General features: G+C 28.3%; 18 protein-coding genes and 2 tRNA genes. 9 read left to right on the forward strand and 11 right to left on the reverse strand.

Annotated elements, in window-relative coordinates; genetic code table 11:
* The first annotated feature begins 46 nt into the window (after positions 1-46).
* The 3 genes from QML81_RS00565 to QML81_RS00575 all read left to right on the forward strand — a co-directional run bounded on the left by QML81_RS00565 (position 47) and on the right by QML81_RS00575 (position 3,908).
* Positions 47-1,324 carry an OmpP1/FadL family transporter gene (locus QML81_RS00565; protein ID WP_281951248.1) on the forward strand — a complete coding sequence of 426 codons (1,278 nt, stop codon included), beginning with the start codon at positions 47-49 and terminating at the stop codon, positions 1,322-1,324.
* Positions 1,325-1,326: 2 nt separating this feature from the next.
* Positions 1,327-2,883 carry a fatty acid--CoA ligase gene (locus QML81_RS00570; RefSeq protein WP_281951249.1) on the forward strand — a complete coding sequence of 519 codons (1,557 nt, stop codon included), beginning with the start codon at positions 1,327-1,329 and terminating at the stop codon, positions 2,881-2,883.
* Between the two features lie 185 nt (positions 2,884-3,068).
* Positions 3,069-3,908, forward strand: a complete 840-nt coding sequence (locus QML81_RS00575; protein WP_281951250.1) for a ketopantoate reductase family protein — start codon at positions 3,069-3,071, stop codon at positions 3,906-3,908.
* Here the strand turns inward: QML81_RS00575 and QML81_RS00580 are convergent.
* The 3 genes from QML81_RS00580 to QML81_RS00590 are packed head-to-tail and all read right to left on the reverse strand — an operon-like array spanning position 3,894 to position 7,457.
* On the reverse strand, positions 3,894-5,114 hold the full coding sequence (locus QML81_RS00580; RefSeq protein WP_281951251.1) for an EAL and HDOD domain-containing protein: 1,221 nt from the start codon (positions 5,112-5,114) through the stop codon (positions 3,894-3,896). The two genes, QML81_RS00575 and QML81_RS00580, sit on opposite strands and share 15 nt — an antisense overlap.
* A gap of 13 nt (positions 5,115-5,127) precedes the next feature.
* Positions 5,128-7,092, reverse strand: a complete 1,965-nt coding sequence (locus QML81_RS00585; RefSeq protein ID WP_281951252.1) for a M3 family metallopeptidase — start codon at positions 7,090-7,092, stop codon at positions 5,128-5,130.
* The gene (locus tag QML81_RS00590; RefSeq protein WP_281951253.1) at positions 7,089-7,457 is read right to left on the reverse strand and encodes an HIT family protein; all 369 of its coding nucleotides are present in this window, start codon (positions 7,455-7,457) and stop codon (positions 7,089-7,091) included. The genes QML81_RS00585 and QML81_RS00590 overlap by 4 nt, the downstream gene beginning before the upstream one ends.
* Before the next feature lie 62 nt (positions 7,458-7,519).
* Between QML81_RS00590 and QML81_RS00595 the strand changes: the two genes are divergently transcribed.
* Positions 7,520-7,924 carry a thioredoxin family protein gene (locus QML81_RS00595; RefSeq protein WP_281951254.1) on the forward strand — a complete coding sequence of 135 codons (405 nt, stop codon included), beginning with the start codon at positions 7,520-7,522 and terminating at the stop codon, positions 7,922-7,924.
* Positions 7,925-7,992: 68 nt separating this feature from the next.
* On the forward strand, positions 7,993-9,945 hold the full coding sequence (acs, locus tag QML81_RS00600; RefSeq protein ID WP_281951255.1) for an acetate--CoA ligase: 1,953 nt from the start codon (positions 7,993-7,995) through the stop codon (positions 9,943-9,945).
* Here acs and QML81_RS00605 read toward each other — a convergent pair whose 3' ends face one another.
* The 3 genes from QML81_RS00605 to QML81_RS00615 form a co-directional block, all read right to left on the reverse strand.
* Positions 9,946-10,212 carry a hypothetical protein gene (locus tag QML81_RS00605; protein ID WP_281951256.1) on the reverse strand — a complete coding sequence of 89 codons (267 nt, stop codon included), beginning with the start codon at positions 10,210-10,212 and terminating at the stop codon, positions 9,946-9,948. It lies immediately after the preceding gene.
* A gap of 185 nt (positions 10,213-10,397) precedes the next feature.
* Positions 10,398-10,655 carry a tetratricopeptide repeat protein gene (locus QML81_RS00610; RefSeq protein ID WP_281951257.1) on the reverse strand — a complete coding sequence of 86 codons (258 nt, stop codon included), beginning with the start codon at positions 10,653-10,655 and terminating at the stop codon, positions 10,398-10,400.
* Positions 10,652-13,570, reverse strand: a complete 2,919-nt coding sequence (locus QML81_RS00615; protein ID WP_345741180.1) for a MutS-related protein — start codon at positions 13,568-13,570, stop codon at positions 10,652-10,654. Before QML81_RS00615 ends, QML81_RS00610 begins: the two co-directional genes overlap by 4 nt.
* An 89-nt stretch (positions 13,571-13,659) precedes the next feature.
* On the opposite strand from QML81_RS00615, the gene pyrF reads away from it, so the two are divergent.
* The 3 genes from pyrF (at position 13,660) to QML81_RS00630 (ending at position 14,630) form a co-directional block, all read left to right on the forward strand.
* Complete coding sequence (gene pyrF / locus QML81_RS00620) at positions 13,660-14,343, forward strand: orotidine-5'-phosphate decarboxylase (protein WP_281951259.1); 684 nt, start codon at positions 13,660-13,662, stop codon at positions 14,341-14,343.
* Between the two features lie 28 nt (positions 14,344-14,371).
* Positions 14,372-14,462 (forward strand) — tRNA-Ser (locus tag QML81_RS00625).
* A gap of 21 nt (positions 14,463-14,483) precedes the next feature.
* Positions 14,484-14,630, forward strand: a complete 147-nt coding sequence (locus QML81_RS00630) for a hypothetical protein (protein WP_281951260.1) — start codon at positions 14,484-14,486, stop codon at positions 14,628-14,630.
* Here QML81_RS00630 and QML81_RS00635 read toward each other — a convergent pair.
* From QML81_RS00635 to QML81_RS00645, 3 genes are all read right to left on the reverse strand, one after another.
* The gene (locus tag QML81_RS00635; protein WP_281951261.1) at positions 14,627-16,210 is read right to left on the reverse strand and encodes a sensor domain-containing diguanylate cyclase; all 1,584 of its coding nucleotides are present in this window, start codon (positions 16,208-16,210) and stop codon (positions 14,627-14,629) included. The two genes, QML81_RS00630 and QML81_RS00635, sit on opposite strands and share 4 nt — an antisense overlap.
* Positions 16,207-17,016 carry an SIR2 family NAD-dependent protein deacylase gene (locus QML81_RS00640; RefSeq protein ID WP_281951262.1) on the reverse strand — a complete coding sequence of 270 codons (810 nt, stop codon included), beginning with the start codon at positions 17,014-17,016 and terminating at the stop codon, positions 16,207-16,209. Before QML81_RS00640 ends, QML81_RS00635 begins: the two co-directional genes overlap by 4 nt.
* A gap of 169 nt (positions 17,017-17,185) precedes the next feature.
* Positions 17,186-17,440: a sigma factor-like helix-turn-helix DNA-binding protein gene (locus QML81_RS00645; protein WP_281951263.1), complete on the reverse strand. Its 255-nt coding sequence runs from the start codon at positions 17,438-17,440 to the stop codon at positions 17,186-17,188.
* A 136-nt stretch (positions 17,441-17,576) separates the two neighbouring features.
* Between QML81_RS00645 and QML81_RS00650 the strand changes: the two genes are divergently transcribed.
* On the forward strand, positions 17,577-17,789 hold the full coding sequence (locus tag QML81_RS00650) for a hypothetical protein (protein WP_281951264.1): 213 nt from the start codon (positions 17,577-17,579) through the stop codon (positions 17,787-17,789).
* 917 nt (positions 17,790-18,706) lie between these two features.
* On the opposite strand, the gene QML81_RS00655 is transcribed toward QML81_RS00650, so the two are convergent.
* Together QML81_RS00655 and QML81_RS00660 are read right to left on the reverse strand one after the other, a co-directional pair.
* Positions 18,707-19,204, reverse strand: coding sequence for a tetratricopeptide repeat protein (locus QML81_RS00655; RefSeq protein ID WP_281951265.1), 498 nt, complete (start codon positions 19,202-19,204; stop codon positions 18,707-18,709).
* 387 nt (positions 19,205-19,591) lie between these two features.
* Positions 19,592-19,668: transfer RNA gene (locus QML81_RS00660), tRNA-Met, on the reverse strand.
* Positions 19,669-19,756: the final 88 nt, after the last annotated feature.

Here is a 19,756-nt window from a genome sequence, read left to right on the forward strand (position 1 = left end):
ATAAGCTAATTTGTTAAAATCGAAAAAATCTCATCAAGGATTTGCTATGAAAAAAATTATTGCATCTTCTTTAACTTTAGGCCTATTATCTTTAGCTTATGCAGCAGCATATAAAATCCCAGAACAATCTATAAAATCTTTGGCACTTGGTGGAGCCTATGTAGCTGGGGCAGATGAAGCAGATTGTGCATATTTTAATCCAGCAAATATGAGTTTCCTAAATGAAAAGCAAAGATTTGAGCTTGCATTGACAGCAATATATCTTCCAAAAATCAAATACAGCGGTAAGCAGATAGTTGGAATGAGTGGGAATACACCTATTTACTATAAAGATGTATATGGGAAAAGTGCAGACAATGAAACAAAAAGTGAATCTTTTTTAATTCCTCATTTACATTTCATATCAAAACCTTTTGGTAAGGTAAGATATGGACTATCTTTGACAACTCCTGCAGGACTTTCAAAAAGATGGGAAGAGCAACCTCAAACATGGAGTGCTAAACAGTTTACTTTAAGAACATTAGAATTTAATCCAACAATTTCTTATCTTGTAAATGACAATTTTTCCATTGGCGCAGGTGTTAGAGCACTTTTTACAGATGGAAAAATTAAATTAAATCCACCTGTAAATAGTACAACAAGTTTAGATTATGATATGAAAGGTGACATTAGAACAGTTTTTGGATATAACTTGGCATTAAGTTATAGATTTGATAAAAGTTTTATAGTTTCAGCAACTTATAGATCAAAAATAGATCTAAAAGAAAAGGGTGATACCACAATTACAACATATAATAATGGAAACAAAGTAAATGAAGTAGATACAACGGGTAAAGTTACAGTACCACTTCCAGCAACACTTATTTTAGCAACCTCTTTAGATTTAAATGAAAAAGCAAGATTTGAAATTGTTTATGAAAGAACATTTTGGAGCAGTTATAAAAAATTAAAAATAGAGTTTGACGATGCAGAAAATTATAATATAGAAAAAGATAAAGATTGGGATGACACAAATACATTTAGAGTTGGATTAACCTATAAAAATAGTGATAAATTAACAACAATGTATGGCTTAAGCTATGACCAAACCCCAATACCAGCTAAAACTTTAGGCTATGAACTTCCAGATAGCGATGCTTTAATTTTATCATTAGGAGCACTTTATAAATATAAAGAAAATATATCATTAGGAATTGCATATCTGTATGATTATAAATTTAAAAGAGAGATAAACTTAAGTGATCAAAATATCAATGGAATTGTAGGAGAATTTAGCAAAGGTGGAGCACATCTTTTGAACCTATCTTTTAATTATAGGTTTTAAACATGTTTGAATACAGATATAACAGTTTTTATGAAATATTAAATGGGCATGCGAAAAAAAGAGGAAACAGTATAGCTCTATTTGATGAAAACAGAAAAATAACATACAAAAGGTTAAAACTCAAAGTTGATACTTTTGCAAGATTTTTAGAATTTATAAATATAAAAGAAAATGATAAAGTAGGTTTAGTTCTTGTAAATTCAACTGAATTTATTGTCTCATTCTTAGCTATACAAAAATTAGGAGCTATTCCTGTTCCTATTAATACATTTTTAAAAGAGGATGAAATTGCTTTTATATTAAATGATTGCGATGCAAAAGTTTTAATAAGCTCAGCAAAATTTGCAAAAGAGACAAAAAATCTATTCTCAAAAACAAAAATCCAAAAAATAATATGGGAAGGTGATTATAAAGATTTAGATGAAAATAATATTAGTTTTAAAGAGATATTATCAAATCTTGAATCTCACGAAAAAATAGATTTTAAACCAAATATTGATTATATTGCAACAATTATATATACTTCTGGTACCACTGGAAAACCAAAAGGTGCACTCCTTAGCTATAGAAATATATTCTCAAATATTTTAGGTGTTGAAAAACTTTTAAAAATAACTCCAAAAGATAGATTTATTGTATATCTGCCAATGTTTCACTCTTTTACATTAACTGTAACAGTATTAATGCCTCTATATTTTGCAAGCCCAATAGTTATAATAAGGTCAATATTGCCATTTTCAAATATAATAAAACAGGTACTATTAAAAAGGGTAACAATTTTTACTGGAGTTCCAGATGTTTACAAAGCTCTTGCAAAAGCTAAACTTCCTTGGTATTTTCATCTATTTAATAAAGTAAAATTTTATGTAAGTGGAGCTGCTGCACTTCCAGAGGATACTTTGAAAAAATTTAATCAAAAATTTAAAAAAGGAAAACTTCTTGAAGGATATGGGCTTAGTGAATGTTCACCTGTAGTTTCAGTTAACCTTCCAAACTTGCAAAAACCAAAATCTGTAGGGCCTGCAATTCCAGGAGTTGAAGTAAAAATTGTTGATGAAGATATGGTTGAATTGCCTTATGGTGAAATAGGAGAGATTATTGTAAAAGGTGATAATGTAATGCAAGGTTATCTTAACCGCCCAGAAGCTACAGCTCAAACTATTGTAAATGGTTGGCTAAAAACTGGTGACCTTGGCTATATGGATGAAGATGGATTTATTTACATAGTAGATAGAAAAAAAGATTTGATAATTTCAAAAGGAATTAATATCTATCCAAGAGAAATTGAAGAGATTTTACTTAACAACCCTTTTATCAAAGCTGCTGCAGTAATAGGGAAAAAAGATGAAAAAAGTGGAGAGATACCTGTTGCATATATTGAACTTGAAGAGGGAAGCAATATAAAAGAGAGTGAAATAAAAAAATATTTAAAAGAAAATTTGGCAAATTTTAAAATTCCAAAAGAGATATATATTGTGGATGAACTTCCAAAAAATGCAACGGGAAAAGTATTAAAAAGAGTCTTAAAAGAGAGGCTTGGCAAAGCCAACAGGCTTTAGAAAACAAACTGCTTTGTTTTCGTGCCAAGCCGAAAGATATGAATATATGTGAGTCCGAAAAACAAGGTTTTTCGTGATGAACATATGAGTATCTGGTAGACATTGAAAAAAATCACAACTGTAAAATAGTTCGTGATTTTTGGTCATTTTATAAAGCCGACAGGCTTTAGAAATAAAGGAAAAATATGAAAATTGCAGTTATTGGCGGTGGCGGAGTTGGAGGATATATTGCAGCAAAACTAAGTGAAGTTGCAGATGTTGATCTTATATCTAAATCTCTTCATCAATTAAAAATAATAGAAAACAATCAAGAAAAAATCTATCATCCAAATATTGTTCGAAGTCCGACTTCGAAGTTGTATGATATTGTTATTTTTGCAACAAAAAGCTATGTTTTAGAAAAACATGCAAAAGAGTTAGAAAAAAATGTCAATGAAAATACCATAATTTTACCTCTCTTAAATGGAATAAAGCCATATTATATTTTAAAAGAGATATTTAAAAACTCTAAAGTTATAAAAGGTGCAATCTATATCATATCAAATAAAATATCAACAGATACAATAAAAGTAAAAGGGAAAGGTGCCCTTGTTGTTTTTGAAGATATTAATGATAAAACAAAAAAATTAAAAGAGCTTTTTGAAAAAGCAGGAATCAAAGTAAAAACACCAAAAGATATAGATAAAGCTATATGGCAAAAATATCTATTCATTGCGGCTACTGCAGCTTTAACAACATATTATAAAAAAACTTTTGGAGAGATTGCTAAAGAGCATTTAGATGAGTTTGAAAAAATTCTTGATGAAATTATAGATATTGCAAAACAAAATGGTATAAATTTAGATAAAGAAGATAAAGAAAAAGCAATTTTATTATTAATAAAATCCCCTAAAGATGCAAAATCATCAATGCAGCTTGATTTTGAAAAAAATCAAAAAAGCGAAATTGATAACATTTTAGGATTTTTAGCTACTAATAAAGACACTCTAATCTATAGAATATATAAAAAATTAAAATCTAATTGATTTTGCATAGCTGTTTATAATAATTTGATTAAATTCAGAAACATTCATATTAAATTCATTTAAATATTTATAAAGCATACTATTATCTCCGGCTTCTTGGGCAATAATAAAATTTAAAAGTTTTCCATATATATTATATCTATACATGATAGCATCTTTTATTTCCTTGCTAATTCTCATACTTTTAAAAATTTCATCTATTGGAACTTCAAAAATAACGTCAATTAAAGATAATAGTCCAGTAAGATATGCAATTTCTTCATCTATTTTTATTTTTTTAGCTAAAAGTGACATTAAATCAGCTCTATTTTTAGCTAGCATTAATATAGGGTTTGAAGAAATATCCTCTTCTAAGCCTGAGTATAACATTAAAATAAGCCATCTTTTTAAATTTTTCATACCCAAAAGGGCAACTGCATGTTTCACTGAAGAGATCTCTTGTCTAAAAGAAAAGTAAGCTGAGTTCATTAGTTTTAAAAGATTAATTGTTAATTTTGGTTCTTGTTTTATAAGTTCAACAATTTCGCTAATTTCTGCATTATTATCTATCAAATTTAATATGGAAATAATAGTAAATCTATCTGGATTTAACATTTTTTGTTTTGAAACTACAGGTTTTGAAAAAAAATAGCCCTGAAAAAGATCAAATCCCATAGATTTATATTTTTCAAAATCCTCTTCATTTTCAACTTTTTCAGCTAATAATAAAGAATCTAATTTTTGAAAATAATCTATTTTTTTAAACATCTCTTTTTCATGATGATTTACATCAGCTATATCAAATTTGATAATATCAAAAAGTGGAAAATAGTCTTCATATATTTTAAAGTTATTTGGGTCACAAAAATAATCATCAAGTGCAAATTTATAACCCTTTTCCTTTAAATACCAAATCCTTTCTATAACTTTTTTTGAAGGCACAACTGTCTCTAAAACTTCAATTATAAATTTTTGTGGTGGAATCAAAGATAATATATCACTTTCTAACAGATTATTATCAACATTTATAAATCCAAGCTTATTTCCAGTTAAACTTTTAAAATCAATATTATTAAATAAAATAGTTAAAATATGAGAAGTTGCTCTTATATTATCAGACTCTGTACATACATTTTCTTCATTTGATCTAAACAAAATCTCATAACCAAATATCTTATTATCACTATCTAAAATTGGTTGCCTTCCTAAAAAAACATCATTGAGCACTTCTCACCTCTTTTTAACTAATTGAACAGAGTTTTAATAACGCCTCACTATCTGGCTCTCTTTTTGCAAATGCTTTGAAACTATCTAATGCTGGTCTGCTGCCCCCTTTGCATAATATCTCTTGAAGATAACTTTCACTTATTTCATGATTATAGATTCCATTATCTACAAAGATAAAAAATGCATCAGCACTTAATACTTCAGCCCATTTATAACTATAATAGCCTGCTGCATAACCTCCTGCAAATATATGTGAAAAACTCCATTGAAATCTGTTATATTTAGGTGGTTTTATCACACTAACCTCTTCTCTTACTCTATCTAAAACTTTTTGAACATTAACAGGATATTGCATATGAATTAGCATATCAAAAAGTCCAAACTCAAGCTGTCTAACCATAGCCATTGCGCTTTGAAAATTTTTAGATGCCACAAGTTTATCAATCATCTCATCGCTTAAAACTTCTCCACTCTTATAATGTTTTGCAAACTCTTTTAAAACCTTTTTCTCATATGCAAAATTTTCCAAAAACTGGCTTGGAAACTCTACTGCATCCCATTCAACTCCACTTATTCCACTAGCAAAAGGCTCTTTTACTTCGCTTAATAAGTGATGAAGGGCATGTCCCATCTCATGAAACAGTGTTACAACATCACTTGGTCTTAGCAGACTTGGATTATCTTTCGTTGATGGAGCAAAATTTGCAACAATATAAGCTATTGGATAAATAGTTTCGCCTTTTTCATCAATATGGTGACTTATCCACTCATCCATCCATGCTCCACCTCTTTTACCCTCTCTTGCTTCAAGATCAAGATATAATCTACCAACCAATCTATTTGGCAAACTCAATTCATAACATTTTACACTCTCATCCCATACAGGAGTTTTAACCTCCTTAAATTCAAGTCTAAAAAGTTTATTTAAAAATTTAAAAAGCCCATTTACAGTCTGTTCTTTTTCAAAATATGGCCTATAATACTCCTCTTCAAATCCAAACTTTTCCTCTTTTAACTTTTCACTATAGTATGCAACATCAAAAGCTTGGAGCTCATCTTCTAAACCTTTTTCTTTAGCAAACTGTTTTAGCTCTTCAAACTCTTTTATCGCTTGTTTTTTACTTCTTTTTGCTAAATATTTTAAAAAATCAACAACTTTTTCAGGTTCAGCTGCCATTTTAGTCTCAAGACTAAGCTGGGCATAATTTTTAAAACCTAAAATTTTTGCCTTTTCATCTCTTAATTTTAATATCTCATTTAAAATATCCTCATTTTCTGGAGCTCTTGTAACATATGCTCTGTAAAGCTTTTCTCTTTTTTCTCTGTTGCTTCCATATGTCATATAAGTTATAAAGCTTGGCTGTTTAAGAGTAAATCTGTAAACAGTTTTTCCATCTTTTTCAATTTTTGCTGCATCAAGGTCAGTTTTTGGAAGCTCTTTTACATCTTCAAAATTTTCAATGATCATTTCATAATTATCGGTAGCTTTTAAAAGATTTTGAGCAAACTTAGAATTAAGCTCACTCAAAGCTATATTTATATCTTTGAGCCTGTTTTTTTTATCTTCATCAAGTCCAACACCACTTAATTCAAACTCTTTTAAAAGATCTGTTAAAACTTTTCTTCTATCTTGCTCTAAAATTTCATACTCTTTTTCATATATATCTTTTAATGCTTTATAAATATTTTCATTTTGTCCAAATTCTGTATGATATCTGCTAATTTCTGGCAATAATTCATTATAAACTTTTTCTGTTTTATCACTATTTTTTACATAATTTAGATGGGATATAGGACTAAAATAAAATCCAAGTTTTTCCTCCATTAACTGTAATGGACGAACAAAATTTTCATATGTTTTTAAAGGAAGTTTTAAAAGCTCTTCTATTTTTTTCCTATTATCATTTATAATTTTTAAGACTTGTTCTTTTTGATTTTCAATATTTTCTTCATTAACTGAAAATTCTGGAAATCTCATAAATTCTCCTCCAATATTTTTTTAATATTTTTGTAAAAAATCTCAAAATCTGGCAATTTCAAATTTGATTCTCTTTGTTTTTTGCCCCACATTGGCTCAGGGAAAAAACTATCATTTTTAAATCTTGCCATTATATGCCAATGAACCTGCGGAACATAATTGCCAAAAGAGGCGATATTAATTTTTTCTGGTTTAAAATATTTTATCATCTCTTTTTCTATAAATTCTAAAGCTTTAAAAATAGCCTCTTTTGTTGCTTTATCGCAATCACTCATCTCTTTACACTTTTTTTTAGCAAAAATTTTGAGCCATGGAACCTCTGATCTTTCTTCTTCAATAAAAATTAAACTATTTTCATAAATCATTTTCTATCCTGTTTCATAATAAATATTTATTATAGTAAAATAATTTTTCTCAAGGAGAGCTGATGAAAAAAATTTTATTGTTAATACTATTTATATCTTCACTTTTTTCTCAAATAAATTGGCAAAATAGCTACAAAAATGCTTTAAATTTAGCAAAAAAAACAAAAAAGCCTCTTCTTGTTTTTATGCAAAGATTAAATCCTCCATGCAGATGGTGTGAAAAAATGAAAAATACAACACTCAAAGATGAAAAAATAGCAAATATTATAAATAAATATTTTATCCCAGTAAAAATAGTAAGAGAAAAGAAAAATTATCCAAATTTTTTAAAATCAAAATATGTCCCTGCAATATTTATATTAGATTTCAATGAAAAACCTATAACAAAAATTGTAGGGTATTGGGATGTAAATGATTTTGAGAGTGATTTGAGATATATTTTGAAAAAATTGAATTCAAAAAATTAATTTTTGTAATATAAAAGAAAATAATAATTATTGTGCAATTCTTTATCCTACAAAATAAAGGAGGAAATATGGAAAATATACCTATTTTTGACCCAAGTGAAGAGATTAAAAAGGTAGCAAGAATAAAAAGTATGGATGAGTATTGGTCTTTAGTTGAAGAGGCCAAAAAAGATTATGAAGGTTTTTGGGATAGGTTGGCTAAAGAAAAAATTGATTGGATAAAGCCTTATAGTAAAGTCTTAGATGATAGCAATGCGCCATTTTACAAATGGTTTATCGGTGGTAAACTAAATGTAACTGTGCAATGTATCGATAGACATCTTCAAAAAAGAAAAAATAAAGCTGCAATTATATGGGAAGGCGAGCCAGGTGATAAAAGAGTTATTACATATTTAGAGCTATATTATGAAGTAAACAGATTTGCAAATCTACTTAAAAACAGGTTTGGAATAAAAAAAGGCGATAGAGTTGTAATTTATATGCCAATGATTCCTGAAGCTGCTTTTGCAATGCTTGCATGCGCAAGAATTGGAGCAATACATTCTGTTGTTTTTGGCGGTTTTAGTGCAGAAGCCCTTAGAGATAGAATAGTTGATGCTCAGGCAAAACTTGTTATTACTGCTGATGGAGCATACAGAAGAGGAAAACCTTATCTTTTAAAACCTGTAGTTGATGTTGCTCTATCAAAAGATTGTGAAAGTGTAGAGTCAGTTTTGGTTATTAGAAGAAACAATGAAGATATCTCTTGGCATGAAGGAAGAGATTACGATTATAACGAGCTTATAAAAAATGAAAGCGGCCATTGTGAGCCTGAAATTATGGATAGTGAAGATCCTCTATTTTTACTTTATACTTCAGGAAGTACTGGTAAGCCAAAAGGAGTACAGCATAGCCAAGCTGGATATATTCTTTGGGCGCAGCTTACAATGGAGTGGGTATTTGATATAAAAGAGGAAGATACATATTGGTGTACAGCTGATGTTGGCTGGATAACAGGACATACATATATCGTTTATGGACCACTTGCTGCAGGGGCTACAACTATGATGTATGAGGGAGTTCCTGTATATCCAGATGCTGGTAGATGGTGGAGAATGATTGATGAGTATAAAGTTAATCAATTCTATACAGCTCCAACTGCAATAAGACTTCTGCACAAAATGGGAGAAGATGAGCCAGAAAAGTATGATTTAAGAAGTCTAAGAATTTTAGGAACAGTGGGTGAGCCAATCAATCCAGATGCATGGATGTGGTATTTCAATAAAGTTGGTGGAGGGAAATGTCCAATAGTAGATACTTGGTGGCAAACTGAAACTGGCGGTCATATGATAAGCCCTCTTCCTGGAGCTACTCCGATAAAACCAGGTTCTGCAACATTTCCACTTCCAGGAATTTTTGCTGAAATAATTGATACTGAAGGAAACAAAAAAGAGCCAAATGAAAAAGGGTATCTATGTATAACTAAACCTTGGCCAAGTATGATTAGAACTATTTGGAACGATCCAGATAGATTCGTTAAAAGCTATTTTGGAACATGTAAAAAAGATGGAAAACCTGTATATTTTAGTGGTGATGGAGCTATATATGACGAAGATGGCTATATTTGGATAACAGGAAGAATGGATGATGTTATTAATATAAGCGGTCATAGACTTGGAACTGCTGAAATTGAAGCTGCAATTGGACACCATCCAAGAGTAGCTGAGTGCGCAGTTGTTGGAAAGCCCCACGAAATAAAAGGAGAGAGTGTATTTGCTTTTGTTGTCTTAAAAGATGATGAAGGTATTGCAGATGAGGTTGAACTAACAAAAGAGATAAATGAAGTTATAACAAAAGATATAGGACCTTTAGCTAAAGCTGATGAGGTTGCTTTTGTTCCAGGACTTCCAAAAACAAGAAGCGGTAAGATTATGAGAAGAATTTTAAGAGCTATCGCTAAAGGTGAAGAGATTAAACAAGACACCTCAACTCTTGAAGACCCATCTGTTGTAGAGAAAATAATACAAATCGTTCAAAAATAATCAAATCCCACATTTACCGGAGCCACATCCACTGGCTCCAACATTAAACTCCTCTTCATATCCACAATTTTCACATCTATATATCACATTTGTCGTACCACTACATCCACCACTTTTACTTCTTTTAACAGTAATACTTTCCTTTTCACACTCCGGACATATCCCTTTTTCAATTTTTGAAAGCTTTTCACCTTTTTGTTTTATATAAAGATAATAAGCTACTACACCCAAAATAGATAAAATCAGTGTAACTATAAACAAATACATTCAAAACCTTTTCATAAAAATTAGACATTAGGAATTGGGAATTAGCGTTAGTATTGGCATTGGTGGAAAGTTTTGAACTTATCACTAATACTATCACTATCCACTATCACTAATTTCTTCTCCACTATCCCGCTTCACTCCTTCACTGCTTCTCCGCTTATCACCTTACCACCTACACCACTAATTTACTCTCTTCCAAACACACTTGAATCTGTTGAAATTGTTTGAAGCATATATTTAGCATCCAAATTTCCTTTTCTATTTGCTCTCTTCCACCAATTTATAGCTTCATCTAAATCTTTTTCTACTCCCCACCCTTCATAATACATCATTCCAATATAATACATTGCTTCACTATTTCCATCTTTAGCTAAACTTTTAAATAAAGGCAAAGCTTTTTCATATTCATCATTTTCAAAATACTCAATTGCCTCTTTTATCATTTTTCCACCTCAGTATAATGTAGTTTTAAACCCTCTTCTGTCATAACAAAACCATTTATGATAATTTTTCCTTCATGAACCATTTTATGATGTTTTGAACAAAGAGGAATAAGATTGTATTTATGATTTGCTTTAAAATGCTCTATAAAACCAGAATTTGCCATAGATTTTGGCTTTATATGGTGTACCTCTTCAACTATTTCGTTACATATTGCACATTTTGTTAAATATACACTTTTATTGTATCTGCTTCTTCTTTTTTTCTTTAAAAGCTCAATCTCATTAAAACTTTTTGTCAACTCTTTTCTTATATCATAAGCATAATCTAAAAATTTTTTGTCAAGATGTAAAGCTTTTGCAAACTCTAAACCATATAAAGTGCTTCCGCTGCCAATTTCAAGCTTTCTATTGTAAATAAGTTTATCATTTTCCTCATCATAAGTTACACCTAAATGTAAAAAAATAATATTTTTTAACTCTTTTATTACTTTTAATTCTGTTAGTTGATGAAGATGAGTTGCAAATATAAAATAGCTTCCAATTTCACTAAGCCTTTTAATTGCAGCACTCACTATGGATAGAGCTGAATATGTCTCTGTTCCATGACTTATCTCATCACCTAAAATTAAAGAGTTAGATGTGGCTCTATTGAATATATTTTTAAGCTCTAACATCTCAATTGCAAATGTTGAGAGACCCTTATATAGATTATCTTTTGAAACTATTCTTGTAAAAATCTTATCAACAATTGAGTATCTCATATAAGTCGCAGGCACAAAAAGCCCGGCTTGCGCCATAATAGTAGCAATACCTACACTTTTCATTAATGAACTTTTTCCACTTGAATTTATACCATAAAGCAAAATACCTTTAATATCTTTTGAATCGCTTGCTTCAATTGTAATATGGTTATGTTTAATATCTTCTACTCTACCCAAAAAAATATCATTTGGTATATATATTCCATTTTCCTCTCTTGATTCAATTATTGGATGTCTAAGCGCAATAAACTCTATTATATTCTCATCTACAATTTCTGGCTTTGAATAGTTGTATAATTTTGCACTTTTAGCCCCAGTTATTGCAAAATCAAGCTCACCTATAAAAGTTATCAGTTTTTCCAAAAGAGCACTATATAGTTTTTCTAAATCTTCTAAAACCTCAATATATGTCTTTTTTACTAAAGATATTAGTCTTGAATGAAGAGTGATATACTCTTTTGATAAATCTTCTATATAACTTGAGCTTATTTTTACACTATTTTTAAGTTTTTTAAAATTAAACTCTTTCAAAAAAAGATGTTTCCCATCAATCAATATAAAGCTCTCTAACAGCTCTTTTTCAATGATTGAAAATCTATTTTTAGTAAGATTTATATAAAACCCTTCACTATCTAACCATCCAATATTTACATATCCTTCATCTTTTTCAAAGAATGATGATACATGCTCTTTTATCTTTTCCAATTTTGATAAAACATCTTTTATATCCTCTTCGATTTTATCTATAAAAATATTTACACCTGGATTAAAAAGATTACTATCAATTTGGTCTCTTCTATATTTTGCGCTATTTTCAAAATTAAATATTCTCTCAAGCTCTTTTCTAAAATTATAAACCTCTTCTATTGAGAAATTTTCTATATTTAGATTATATTTTTTTGCTTCATTATATATTTTTTCTATTGAGTATAAAGAGGAGTGAAGATAGTTCATCTCAAAAGGGTGAGCCTTTTTTAATTTAATTCTTCTTAATATTCTTTCAATATCATAAACCTGCTTTAAGATTCTTTCAAACTTTGGAAAATCCTCAATCAATGACTCAATCAAAAAATATCTTCTTTGAAGCTCTTTTTTATCTTGTATAGGATTTAGTAGTCTTTCTTTTAAAACTCTCTTTCCTATTGGAGTGGAGGTAAAATCAAGAAGCTTTAATAGCGTCATCTCATTTGGATCTCTTGAGATTATATTTAACTGCTCTAAAGCATTATTTCCAAGATATACAAATTTATTATTTCCAAGAAATATCGGACGATTTAGTTTTTCTATAATTGCCGGGTCATGCTCTATTATGAAATCCAGCAAAAATGCCAAAGATTCACTTGCATAAGGATATTTTTCAAGATCAAGATACTCAATTGGACTTAAAATAGATTTGATTGAAAAAACTTTTGAAAAAAGCTCATTTTGATAAGAGATTTTTAGTCTTTGAGCATTTTCATTATAGGTATAATGATTTTTAATCTCCAAATAGTTATAAATAAACTCTTTATCAACCTCCCCTTCAAAAGTTATAACAACTTCAGAAGTATTGTATGTTTGCAAAAGATTAAATATCTCATCAAGAGCATATGTTTTGTCATCTCTTGTTGAAAATACTTCATTAACATAGCATTTTCCAGTAGTTACATCAATAGCACTATATCCAGCATAATATGAGCCTCTATTTTCACCAATTAACAAAGAGACTATAAAATTTTCTGTAGGTTCAACTTGATAATCAAAATTTGTTCCAGGAGAGATTATATTTGAAAGATATCTTTTTACATTAGGAGGCTCGCCTTTTTGACGAATTAAAACTATTGTATATTTTTTACTTTGAATAAGTCTGTTAAGATATCTCTCAAGAGCAAAATTTGGCACACCTGCCATAAGTGGATTTGCAATGGAATTTTCTAAAATGGATTTATTTTTTCTTGTTAATTGAATATTCAAAAACTCTGCTATCTCTTTTGCTTTTCCAATCTTTAACTCTTCATTATTAACCTCATAAACTTCAAAAAAAGAGCCAACCTCCATTAAAACTACTGTATTTTGTCCATACTTTTTTTCAAAAAATTGTTGCAGTTCAAAATATATTTGTGTTAATAGTTTCTTTTTATCATTTAAAAGCTCATTTAAATCTTTAAACTCAATTTCCAAAAATTGCCCCTATTTAAATTTATCTTATTATATCGAAGGTTTGATATAATTTTGATTATTAATATAAAATTAAAAGGATTTTAATGAAGCTTTGTGTTGCTTTAGATTTACCAACAAAAGATGAAAATATAAAACTAGCTCGCAATATAAAAGATTTTGATATTTGGCTAAAAGTGGGGCTTAGAAGCTATATAAGAGATGGAAAAGAGTTTATACAAGAGTTAAAAGAGATAAATTCAAATTTTAATATTTTTCTTGATTTAAAACTTTATGATATTCCTAATACAATGGCAGATGCTGCTGAAGAGATTGCTAAAATTGGTGTTGAAATGTTTAATATTCATGCCAGTGCTGGCAAAGAAGCTATGAATATGGTTATGCAAAGACTTAAAACTTTTGAAAAAAGACCACTTGTTTTAGCAGTTACAGTCTTAACATCCTTTGATGAAAAAAGTTTTAAATATATTTATAATGACTCTATTGAGAATAAAGCAAACCAATTTTCTATTGATGCTTATAAAGCTGGACTTGATGGTGTTGTATGTTCTGTATTTGAGAGCAAAAAAATTAAAGAGTTAACAAGTAAAGATTTTATCACTTTAACTCCTGGTATTAGACCTTTTGGTGAAGATAAAGGTGATCAAAAAAGAGTAGCTGATCTAAAAATTGCAAAAGAGAATTTAAGCGATTTTATAGTTGTTGGAAGACCAATATATAAATCTTCCAATCCAAAAGAGATTGTGGAGAAAATATTGACAAACCTTTGAAATTTTTCTATAATTTCATCCACTTCAAGGACAGGTGGGTGAGCTGGCTGAAACCACCTCCCTGCTAAGGAGGCGTGTCCGTAAGGGCACCGCGGGTTCGAATCCCGCCCTGTCCGCCAGAACTTCTAAGGATTTTTCTTTTGCTAGGTTACAACCAAATAGTTTTTAATCCTTTTCTTTCCAATATCGATCTTCTTATAAAAATATTTCAATCAAAAGCAGCTTTTCATTGGAATAGAGAAAGGATTTTACAAGTTCAAAGAAAAAGATTTGTTAAATCATTTTAATAAATATATCTATTTCTTCCTTCTTTTTTTGCTTGATATAATTTTTTATCCACTTTTTTAAGAATATTTTTCATTGTATCTTTTTCATTTTCATATTCAATAATACCAATACTTATAGTTACTTTACTATCTATACCAAAATCATGATTTTCAAAAGACTCTTTTAATCTTTTTGCCAAAGTTATACCATTTTTTAAAGAAGTATGAGGACATAAGATCATAAATTCTTCTCCTCCCCACCTTGCTGCTATATCGGTAGATCTGATGATATTTTTTATAATTTTTCCAGTCTCTTTTAAAACTTTATCACCAATATCATGACCATATGTATCATTTATATGTTTAAAATGATCTATATCAAACATTATGAGACAAAATGGATCTTTATATCTTTTAAAATTTAATATTTCTTTTTTTATCTCTTCAAAAAGCTTATTTCTGTTATATAGCTCCGTTAGATTATCTTTTATTGCCATTTTTAAAAGTATCTGGTTTAATTTAGTTAACTCTTTATTTTTTTCATATAAAGCATTATTTGTTAAACTTTCTATATTTTGTGCAATATCTGCAAATTCAATATAAGAATAATTTGTCTTTTTTAATTTATTTGTTTTTCCTTCGATGATTGCATAAAGATTATATTGAAGATTATGTAATGCATTTAATATCTCTTTTGAAAAAAAACCACTATAAAAAAATCCAATAAATATTGATAAAAGAGAAATTATGAAAATAATAATAAATGTTTTTAGTAATGTCGGATACCATATATCATATTCATTTATAGAAGTTATCAAATACCAATTCAATTTTCCAACTTTATTAATATATCCTATTTTTTTATGATTATTTTCAGCATATGTAAAAAAGCCCTGTTTTTTTAATACATTTTTTGATATATTATATTTTTTTATAAAATTTTCTCCAAGATATAGTTTATTATTTGCTACAATAATTGTTCCATCATCTTTCATAATAATATTTTTTAATGAAGTAATATTTTTATTCTCATTAAGTTTCTTGATCACTTTTTCCATAGAAGTATCTATAGAAACAACACCACTTATCTTTCCTTTGTCATCTACTAATGCTTTTGAAATAGAGACAAGCCACTCTTTTGTTTTTATCTCTTGATATGGAATACCTTGCGAAATATTTGGGAAAGATTTTAAAGCAGCTTTATACCAAGGCCTTATTACTGGATTAAAGCCAGGCGGAGGAGTATAATTGTTAATAAGAAGTAATCCATTATTATATCCAGCATATATATAATTAATATCTTGATCAATTTTTTCAAATATTTTAAAAAGTTCCAAAACTTTTTGTCGCTCTTTTTCTTTTAAAAAAGGAGCATTTCTAATCTCTCTAATTTGACTTAAATACTCTATAGCATTATACATTTTAATAAAATAAGATTTTATAAAATATTCAAGTTCACTATTTTTTGTTTTTATGAAATTATTGATATTTTCAGTTTGTGTTCTATAAAAAATAGTTGAAATAAAAAAGCCAAAAAGTAAAATCATTAAAACAGTAATAAAAACTGTTCTTCTAAATATTTCTTCTTTTAAACTTTTCATTGAAAACCTAATTCATAAATTTTTTCAATAGCCTCTTTTGCCCCCATTGCAAGCTCTATATCTGCGCCATTAGGCTCTCTTGGATTAACGCGAATAAGTGGTGCATTAAAATTTTTAGAAATTTGCTCACCTGTTATCCTAACAGTTGGTACAGCAGTCCCTGCACCAAACTCTATTATGGCAAGATTATTATAGGCTCTATTTAAAAAACTTTCAAAATATTCTCTTTGTATATCTTCTCTTTTGCTTATCCAACTAAAGTCACCAAACATTAAAATATTAGGTCTCGCTATCTCACCACATTTTGGACATCTTGGTAAAGGATTTAGCGCTTTGAAATTTTTCATATCAATTTCTATTTTTAAATTTTTTGCACTCCATATATTATCGGCACAAGGAAGCAAACATTGAAGATAGTGTATAGATCCATGCACTTCATAAATTTTATTTTCATTAAATCCGGCTTTTTGAAACTGTCCATCTACATTTGAGGTAAAAACAAAATAATCTTTTTTACTTTTAGCAATTTCAAGCAATTTATAAAATCCATCATGCGGTTTAGTATCTCGGTATAGATTTAATCTATGACCATAAAAAGCCCATGCAAGGTGCGGATCTTCTTTAAACCATCTTGGATTTGCAAGTTCTTCAAATGAAAGATTTAATTTTTTAGCAATTGGATAAGCCCTCCAAAAACCCTCTTTTCCTCTAAAATCTGGCAAACCACTATCAACTCCCATGCCGGCACCAGCAGTTATAAGTAAATACTCTGCCTCTTTTATTAATTTTGCAGCTTTTTTTATCATTTTATAAACCTAATTTTTAAATTTAAAAAATTTTACTATACTTATAAAAAAAGAAAAAGGCTTTTTATGGATAAAAAACAGATAATTACAGCAATTATAATATTTTTAGGATTAAGTTTAGCGGTTATGATAGGAAAATTTATAGCTATACATATATTTAAATAGCTATTTAATTAAGTACCTCTTTTACAATCTCTTGTAACTTTTTACCATATTTTGGATGTTTTAGTTTTTGAAATATCTTGTTTTCAATCTGTCTAACTCTTTCTCTTGTGATACCAAGTAGCTGTCCAATTTCACTCAAAGTATATTCATTATTGCAGTGGGGATTTTTATCTAAAAATTCATTTATGATTTTGGCTCTTTCTTCACTATCTTTTATATCTTTAACAATTTCTTTCATTTTTTCAAAACAATCACTCATAGTTATCCTTGTAAAAATATTCTATTTACATTTTATAATAAAAATTTTTAAAATCTATAATTTCACTTAAATTGGAACGCTTTTGAAACATCAATTTTATAAAATTTCATCCGAAAAAATTATATAAAGGAGATAGATGATGAAAAAATTTATGCTTACTTTTTTAATTTTAACTATTTACTCTTTTGCAGGAGAAAAAATTCTAAATTCTTACTGGTTTCAAGAAGGTGAGAAGCAAAATATAGAAAAAATTTTAATAGATAAAAATAGCAAAAATTATATAGATCCATACTGGTTTCAGGAAGAAAACAAAGATAAAAAACAAAATATTAAAAAACAAATTAATTAGAAAATAATAAACATTTAATATAAAAAAGTTAAGATAATCCAACATGGATTATCTTTTGGCTTTTATTTTAATGTTAAACTTCAGAGAAATTAAAAAGAATTTTTTGTGGTAGCTGGGGACGGACTTGAACTCTCGCCCTACCCAGCTTATGAGACAAATAAAATTTGAAAATATCATAAATTCAGGGTTTTGGTCATTTACAATCAAGGGTAATTTGCGCTAATTTTATATTTTTAAGTGCAATTTTTAAACCTCGTTAAGTATCTACTTATAATACCCAACTAGCTATCCAATTTCTCTCAAAGTATATTCATTATTGCAGCGTGGATTTTATCTAAAAACTCATTTATAATTTTGGCTCTATCTTTTATATCTTTAATTTTTTTCATTTTTTTCAAAATAATCGCCCATATCTATCCTTAAAGCAAATAATATATCTCTTTAACTCATTTTATAAAAATAGCATTATTTTATATGTAAGATTTTATAATATCATTATACATAGATTTAAAAGCTCCACTCAAAGTGGTTTTAGATAATTTAAAATTGGCAAATCATCACTAAAATATCTTAAAAGGTTTCCAATTGACACTATTTAAATAAAAAAGTTTTCGATAATTTTATATTAAGATGAAAAAGATTAAGCCATTGTCAAAAGCACCATTGAAATGTCAGTTAGACTTGGGATGGGGTCAATTGCTGAGGATTTAGAGAAAAAAGAGCAAATAGATCTTCTTATTAAAAAAGTATTAACTATATCCAAATATGCTACTATACTAAACCAATATCATTAAAAGATTTACTTATATTTTTATGCTCATTTAAGATCTGACACATAACACAAAATTTAACAATTTTAATTTCAAAATGAGATGAAAATTACTTTTAAAAAAAGCTAATTCACTATTTGCAATTTTTTATTTAATATTTTCAACATCAAACTCTTGTACTCTTGTGCAAGCATCCGATACTTCAAGACTACATGCTTTATTATAGTAAAAATATGCTTTTGATGTATCTTTCTTTATCAATTGTCCCTCTTCATATGATAAACCAAGAAAATAGCATCCATATCCATAATCTTCTTCGCAAGCGGTAGTAAATAACTCCATTATTTTTTTTTCATCTCTTTTTAAATTAGCTTGCTCTTTTTCCCACATAACACCTAGGTTTACACATCCCCTTTGATCATCCAAATCACACCCACGAGAATAAAATTCAACTGCTTTATAGTCATTTTTAGCAACACCAATAGCTTTATCGTACATAAATCCAATTTCAGTACAAGCACTACCAATACCTTTTTCACATTTTTGTAAATTATTAAAGTAATATTCTCCTTTTTCTGAGGCTTTCAAAATAAAACTAAAAAATAAACAAGCTAAACTTACAAGTATCAATTTAATAACTAGCATCAATTAACCTTCTTTATATAAAAATAATTCTTACAATATGTAATATTATTTATTATCTGTATAAACTTATAAGATTTTTGATTTTAACTCAATAAAGATTATAACACATACATATAATAAGCTATTTAAATTTTTTAATTTTTTTGATATTAAATTTTGCAATTATTTTAAATTGCAATCTACTTTCTGTCTTATTTATTTTAAAGAAAATATAATATTTAACTTACATATATTTCGACAATTCAAATATTCAATATTAAGCAACAATAAGTAAATAATAATATAGATTATTTTGAAGATTACTATATAGAGTATTGGAATTAAAAAGAATTTATTTGTACTTGCAGTTTTAATACTTCTTGAAAGAAAAGAAAGACCCATAAATACTGGTAGCTGGGGACGGACTTGAACCGTCGACCTCCGGCTTATGAGACCAGCGCTCTCACCAGCTGAGCTACCCAGCCAAAAACAGACGAAATTATACTTCAAATTATTTTTAATGTCAATAATATTTAATTTTTTATTTGTTAAACTTTTCACTCATTAATAAGG

Source organism: Nitrosophilus kaiyonis (assembly GCF_027943725.1).
GTDB lineage: Bacteria > Campylobacterota > Campylobacteria > Campylobacterales > Nitratiruptoraceae > Nitrosophilus_A > Nitrosophilus_A kaiyonis.

Excerpts from the sequence above, each read along its gene's own strand:
- QML81_RS00565 (WP_281951248.1), top strand. The coding sequence starts at position 47 with ATGAAAAAAATTATTGCATCTTCTTTAACTTTAGGCCTATTATCTTTA.
- QML81_RS00570 (WP_281951249.1), top strand. The coding sequence starts at position 1,327 with ATGTTTGAATACAGATATAACAGTTTTTATGAAATATTAAATGGGCAT.
- QML81_RS00575 (WP_281951250.1), top strand. The coding sequence starts at position 3,069 with ATGAAAATTGCAGTTATTGGCGGTGGCGGAGTTGGAGGATATATTGCA.
- QML81_RS00585 (WP_281951252.1), bottom strand. The coding sequence starts at position 7,092 with ATGAGATTTCCAGAATTTTCAGTTAATGAAGAAAATATTGAAAATCAA.
- QML81_RS00590 (WP_281951253.1), bottom strand. The coding sequence starts at position 7,457 with ATGATTTATGAAAATAGTTTAATTTTTATTGAAGAAGAAAGATCAGAG.
- QML81_RS00595 (WP_281951254.1), top strand. The coding sequence starts at position 7,520 with ATGAAAAAAATTTTATTGTTAATACTATTTATATCTTCACTTTTTTCT.
- acs (WP_281951255.1), top strand. The coding sequence starts at position 7,993 with ATGGAAAATATACCTATTTTTGACCCAAGTGAAGAGATTAAAAAGGTA.
- QML81_RS00605 (WP_281951256.1), bottom strand. The coding sequence starts at position 10,212 with ATGTATTTGTTTATAGTTACACTGATTTTATCTATTTTGGGTGTAGTA.
- QML81_RS00610 (WP_281951257.1), bottom strand. The coding sequence starts at position 10,655 with ATGATAAAAGAGGCAATTGAGTATTTTGAAAATGATGAATATGAAAAA.
- pyrF (WP_281951259.1), top strand. The coding sequence starts at position 13,660 with ATGAAGCTTTGTGTTGCTTTAGATTTACCAACAAAAGATGAAAATATA.
- QML81_RS00635 (WP_281951261.1), bottom strand. The coding sequence starts at position 16,210 with ATGAAAAGTTTAAAAGAAGAAATATTTAGAAGAACAGTTTTTATTACT.
- QML81_RS00640 (WP_281951262.1), bottom strand. The coding sequence starts at position 17,016 with ATGATAAAAAAAGCTGCAAAATTAATAAAAGAGGCAGAGTATTTACTT.
- QML81_RS00645 (WP_281951263.1), bottom strand. The coding sequence starts at position 17,440 with ATGAGTGATTGTTTTGAAAAAATGAAAGAAATTGTTAAAGATATAAAA.
- QML81_RS00650 (WP_281951264.1), top strand. The coding sequence starts at position 17,577 with ATGATGAAAAAATTTATGCTTACTTTTTTAATTTTAACTATTTACTCT.
- QML81_RS00655 (WP_281951265.1), bottom strand. The coding sequence starts at position 19,204 with ATGCTAGTTATTAAATTGATACTTGTAAGTTTAGCTTGTTTATTTTTT.